The organism is Rhizobacter sp. P3_B12 (assembly GCF_056402895.1).
This window is the reverse complement of record NZ_JBFUGN010000432.1, coordinates 1-5,003: the sequence shown is the minus strand read 5'-3', so window position 1 is coordinate 5,003 and position 5,003 is coordinate 1. Positions and strand designations below refer to the sequence as shown.

At 72.2% G+C, this 5,003-nt stretch carries 4 protein-coding genes; 3 read left to right on the top strand and 1 reads right to left on the bottom strand.

Annotated elements, in window-relative coordinates:
- The first annotated feature begins 4 nt into the window (after positions 1–4).
- Positions 5–1,237 (top strand): NAD(P)/FAD-dependent oxidoreductase, encoded by a 1,233-nt coding sequence (locus AC1D01_RS20440; protein ID WP_477869494.1) that lies wholly within the window; start codon positions 5–7, stop codon positions 1,235–1,237.
- Here the strand turns inward: AC1D01_RS20440 and AC1D01_RS20435 are convergent, their stop codons facing one another.
- Positions 1,238–2,197 (bottom strand): hypothetical protein, encoded by a 960-nt coding sequence (locus tag AC1D01_RS20435; protein ID WP_477869492.1) that lies wholly within the window; start codon positions 2,195–2,197, stop codon positions 1,238–1,240.
- 112 nt (positions 2,198–2,309) lie between these two features.
- Here AC1D01_RS20435 and AC1D01_RS20430 point away from each other — a divergent pair, with 112 nt between their 5' ends.
- Together AC1D01_RS20430 and AC1D01_RS20425 are read left to right on the top strand one after the other, a co-directional pair.
- Positions 2,310–2,960 (top strand): hypothetical protein, encoded by a 651-nt coding sequence (locus tag AC1D01_RS20430; protein WP_477869490.1) that lies wholly within the window; start codon positions 2,310–2,312, stop codon positions 2,958–2,960.
- A 10-nt stretch (positions 2,961–2,970) separates the two neighbouring features.
- On the top strand, positions 2,971–4,968 hold the full coding sequence (locus AC1D01_RS20425) for a hypothetical protein (RefSeq protein WP_477869488.1): 1,998 nt from the start codon (positions 2,971–2,973) through the stop codon (positions 4,966–4,968).
- Positions 4,969–5,003: the final 35 nt, after the last annotated feature.

The window sequence follows — 5,003 nt, the reverse complement described above, 5'->3', positions numbered from 1 at the left end:
CGGCGTGACCGGCATCGCCGGCTGCGCCGCACCGGCCGCCGTGCCGGCGCGTGCCCAGGTGGTGGTGATCGGCGGCGGCTTCGGCGGCGCCACCGCGGCGCGCTACGTGCGGCTGCTGTCGCAGCAGCGCATCGAGGTCGTGATGATCGAGCCGCAGCCGCGCTTCGTGTCCTGCCCCGGCTCCAACCTGGTGCTGGGCGGCACGCGCACGCTCGACGACCTCACCCTCTCGTACGACGCGCTCACCGCGCGCCACGGCGTGCGCTGGGTGCGCGACGAGGCCACCACGATCGACGCCGGGCGCCGCCAGGTGACGCTCGCGTCCGGCGCGACGATCGGCTACGACAAGCTGGTGCTGTCGCCCGGCATCGAGCTGATGTTCGACGAGGTCGAAGGCCTGCGCCGTGCGCACGACGACGGCCGCGTGCTGCAGGCCTGGAAGGCGGGGCCCGAGACGCTCGCGCTGCGCCGCCAGCTCGAGGCGATGCCCGACGGCGGCGTGTTCGCGATCACGATCCCCGAGTCGCCGTACCGCTGCCCGCCGGGGCCGTACGAGCGCGCCTGCGTGGTGGCCGCCTACTTCCGGCGCGCCAAGCCGCGCTCGAAGCTGCTGGTCCTCGACGCCAACGCCGACGTCGTCTCGAAGCCCGCGCTCTTCAAGGCCGCATGGCGCGACCTGTATCCCGGCATCGTCGAGTACCGGCCGCAGCACAAGGTGATCGGCGTCGACGCGGCAGCAGGCACGCTGCGCATCGAGCTGCAGGATGCCGTGCGCGCCGACGTGCTGAACGTGCTGCCGCCGATGCGCGCCGGCGCGCTCGCGGTGAAGAGCGGCCTCGCGAATGCGGTGAACCGCTGGTGCCGCGTGAACTTCATCGATTTCGGCTCGACCGCCGCGCAGGACGTGCACGTGCTCGGCGACGCGATCCAGATCGCCCCCGGCATGCCGAAGAGCGCGCACATGGCGAACGCGCATGCCAAGGTGGCGGCCGCGGCGATCGTCGCGCAGCTGTCGGGCGTTGCGGTCAACGAACACCCGATGCTGACAAACACCTGCTACAGCTTCGTTGACGAGACCCACGCGATCCACGTCGCGAGCGTGCACGAGTACGTCGCGGCGGAATCGACCTTCMAGCCGGTGGCGGGTGCCGGCGGCGTGTCGGCCCAGCGCAACGAGGCCGAGGGCGCCTATGCCGGCGCCTGGGCCCGCAACATCTGGGCCGACACGCTCGGCTGATCAGGGCTGCTGGCAGGGCACGCCCGGATCGCAGACCCATTCGCGGCGGTAGAACGCCGTCTCGTACAGGTTGAACCTGAACCCGGCCGCCGGCCCCTTGAAGGCCAGCAGCAGCCGCTGCTCGGTCACGGTGCCGTAGACGGCCGGCAGGTTCTCCTGGGACAGCGTCAGGTCGAAGCCGCCGGACAGCAGCAGCGGCAGGTTGTTGGTGACGTAGGCGCCATAGTCCACCGGACCCACCATGAACTTGCCGGCCGGCAGCGACGGGATGCCGGAGAAGACGTTGGACGGCAGGATCGACTGCACCGCGTTGCTGAAGTCGACCTCGGTCACGCTGAACATGCCCGACGCATGGCTGGTCGCGAGGCGGGAGGCGATGTCGCCCACGATCGGGAACCACGACATCGACGAGCAGTCGGTGTTGTTCGTCGGCGTCGAGTGCGTCACCGGGTTGACGAGGGCGCCCGTCGCGAGGTTGAGGTCGTCGGCGGTGATCGTCAGCGGCCCGGAACTCACGGTCAGCGTGCAGTCGGCCCAGATCCCGTTCTTGTGGCCACGCGTGTTCACCGTTGCGTTCAGCGTCGGCACCGTGATGTTGACCTTGGGGGTGCCTGCCGGCGCGGCCGGGTCGTAGCTGACGATCACCGGGCCCGTGGCCGTGGCCTGGTGGCTGCGGTACTCCTCATAGGGGTGGGCCTGCGCGTAGACCGCGTTGTTCCAGGCCGTCGCGAGCGCGTTGAAGACCTTGCCGCTGGCCGCGTAGATCGGCGAGTAGGCGACCGGCTCCACGCTCATGTCGTACCAGAAGTTGATCGGCGTCTGCCCGGCACCGGGCGTCAGCACGCCGTTCACCTTGCCGGACTGGAAGACCGGCTTCCATTGCGGATACGCGTGGGCCGCCTGGCCCAGCAGGCCGCAGCCGATCACTACGGCAACTGCCGCGTACTTTCTGATGTTCATGCATTCCTCCCTTGGATCGCGTCGAGGTTGACGTGTCAAATACTCTGCCGCACAGGCTCCATGCCACACAGTGACTTTGGTAGCGTTCCCGCTTGTTCCCATTCCTCTCGCCATGACCCTGCCCCCCGAACTCGACCCCTGGTTCGCCCGCATCGCCGTCGGCGACTACGCCGGCCGGCTCGATGTCGAGCTCAACCTGCTCGACCGCGCGCAGGCCGCCGAGTGGACCGGCCTGCTCACGTACCACCCGATCGTCGCCGCGCTCGGCGGCATCGTGCTCGACGACCCCGAGACCAGCAACCACCACGTCTACGCCAGCCGCTCGCCGCTGCAGGGCAGCGTGTTCTACCTGGCCCACGACGACGATTCGCGCATCGTCTACGCGTCGCTGTCCGACTTCATCGCGGCGGCCGACGAGGCAAAGCGGCAGCAGACCTGGCTCAGCGAGCTGCACCCGGCGTGCTCGCCGGTCGCGGCCGACCAGGCCGGCTTGTCGCGCTGGATCGGCGAGCTGATCGGCGGCCACGCGGGCCACGATGTCGTGATGGCACTGGTGCCGTCGCTGGACCTGACCGACGCGGCCCTGCTGCGCCGGCTCGTCACCGACCCCGATTTCTTCCTCGGCGAGGCCGTCGCGGCGGAGATCGAGAAGCGGCCGTCGCGCGCGCTCGGCCCGATCGCCGAGCTGTGCACGCTGCATCCGCACCCGCAGGTGGTCAGCGCCGGGCGGCTGGCGGCGCGCGCGATCGCCAAGCTGCGCTGAGGCCATGGCCGTGAACGCTCCCGCCGAGACCGCCGAGCCGAACGTCGCCCGACGCATCGCCTGCCCGCGCTGCAGCGCGCCGATGCGCGTGCTGTCGCTGTCGTCGCACAAGGGACAGCCGGTCGCGGTGGAGCACTGCCCCGACTGCCGCCTCGTGTGGTTCGACGAGTTCGAATCGGTGCAGCTCGACAGCTTCGGCTGGGTGCGCCTGCTGCGCGAGATGGAGGCCGGCACCAGCCGCCCGCTGGCCGAGGCCCAGGTCGCGCACCCGGCCTGCCCGCGCTGCGCCGCGACGCTGAAGCAGGTGCAGAACCGGTCGCGCTTCGGCCTGTTCGCCGCGCTGGAGTGCCCGCGCCGCCACGGCCACCTGCACAGCCACAGCGGCCTGCTGGCCGAACGCGGGCTGGTGCGCCCGCTGGGCGTCGCCGAGCGGCAGGCGCTGGCGCAGGAGAAGCACACGCTGCACTGCCTGAACTGCGGCGGCGCCGCGTCGGCCGGCGACGACCACTGCAGCTGGTGCGGCACCGCGCTGGTGGTGATCGACATGCCGCGCCTGGCGCATTCGCTGCGCCTTCGGCTGGACGGCATGGGCGCATCGCCGCGTGCCATCGGCCGTGCCACCGCCTGGCCGTGCCGGGCCTGCGGCGCCGCGCTCGATCCGGCCCGCGACACGCAGTGCGGGCACTGCGGCCACATCGTCGTCGCGCAGGACCTGCCGGACATCGACCCGCTGCTGGCGGCGGCCGAAGCCGATCTCGCCGTGGCCGCTGAAGTCGAGGCGAAGCGCCTGGCGCGCTACCCGAGCACGCGCCGACCGCGCACGCCGGCCGCAGGGGGCTCGGCGGCGGCGGCGCGGACGGGCCGCTGGTCACTCCTTTCCGGATGGACGCCGCTGCTGGCCGCCCTCGCGGCGGCACTGGCCCTCGCCGTGTTCGTGCTCGCCGACCTGCACGGGCCGGGGCGCGACCCGATGGAGGCGCTGCGCGAGCAGCGGCTGGGCGCCCGCCCGGGCTCGGCCTGGGCCTGGCTGCCGGCATGGCGCGAGCTGGCCCCCGGCGACCGCAACGGCCTGCAGGCGCTGCGCCGCGGGCTCTTCGCGGTGCACCTGCGCCAGCTCGCCGGGGAGCACCTGCCGGCTACCGCGACGCTCGGGCAGGTCATCGACGACACGCTGCCGCAGGCCGCACGGCACCGCGACATCACCGGCCGCTGGCACGCCGAGCTGTCGCGCAGCCTGAAGATCGACCCGGTGGCCGGCGAGCCGCCGCTGGGCGACGAAGCCGCGGAGTTCGGCGGCCGCCTCGCGCCGGCAGCGCCGAACGTGTGGATCCAGTCCCCATCGCGCACGGCCGCGCTGTGGGGCCTGACGGTGCAGAACAGCGGCAGCTWCACGATCGGGGCCCACAAGCTCGCGGTGCGGATCCCGCTCAGCTACCGGGCGGGCGTGAACTGGAGCTGCCACCCGGAGCGCGGTGCGAATCCGGTGCTGGCGCCGGGCGCCAGCGTGACCCTGTTCTGCCGGACGACGGTGTCGCCGTCGGACCAGGACGACACCTGGCGCACCGCGATGCAGAAGCTGCGCGCCGGCGAGGCGACCGACCTGCAGTGGAGCGACGAGGCCTTGCAGACGCCGGGCGGCTTCGACGCTGCCACCGACCGCCTGGTCGCCGACGCCTTGAAGGGCCCGGCCGCGCAGCCGCCGCGGCGCAGCTGGGGCGAGCGATGGTCGATGCTGACGACGCCGCGCCGCAACGCATTGCTGCTGGCCGGGCTGATCACCGCCTTCGCGCTGTTCTGCACGCTGGCCCGCCTGCAGGGCGAGCGCCGTGCGGTCATCGCGCTGCTGCTGGTCGGCGCGGTGGGCAGCTACCTGGCCGGGCGCGGAGAAGGCGCGGCATCGGTGCTGCTGGTCGGCATGTACCTCGTGCTGTCGATCGGGCTGGCCTTCGGCTTCGCGTTCGGCGCCCGCCTCTACACGGGGCTGTTCTTCCGGCGCCAGGGCCATTGACACCAGAGCATCGGCTTCTTCGAGCCGACCGGCAC

Bases quoted from the DNA above. Each gene is read 5' to 3' on its own strand.
- AC1D01_RS20435 (WP_477869492.1), bottom strand. From the start codon at position 2,197: ATGAACATCAGAAAGTACGCGGCAGTTGCCGTAGTGATCGGCTGCGGC.
- AC1D01_RS20430 (WP_477869490.1), top strand. From the start codon at position 2,310: ATGACCCTGCCCCCCGAACTCGACCCCTGGTTCGCCCGCATCGCCGTC.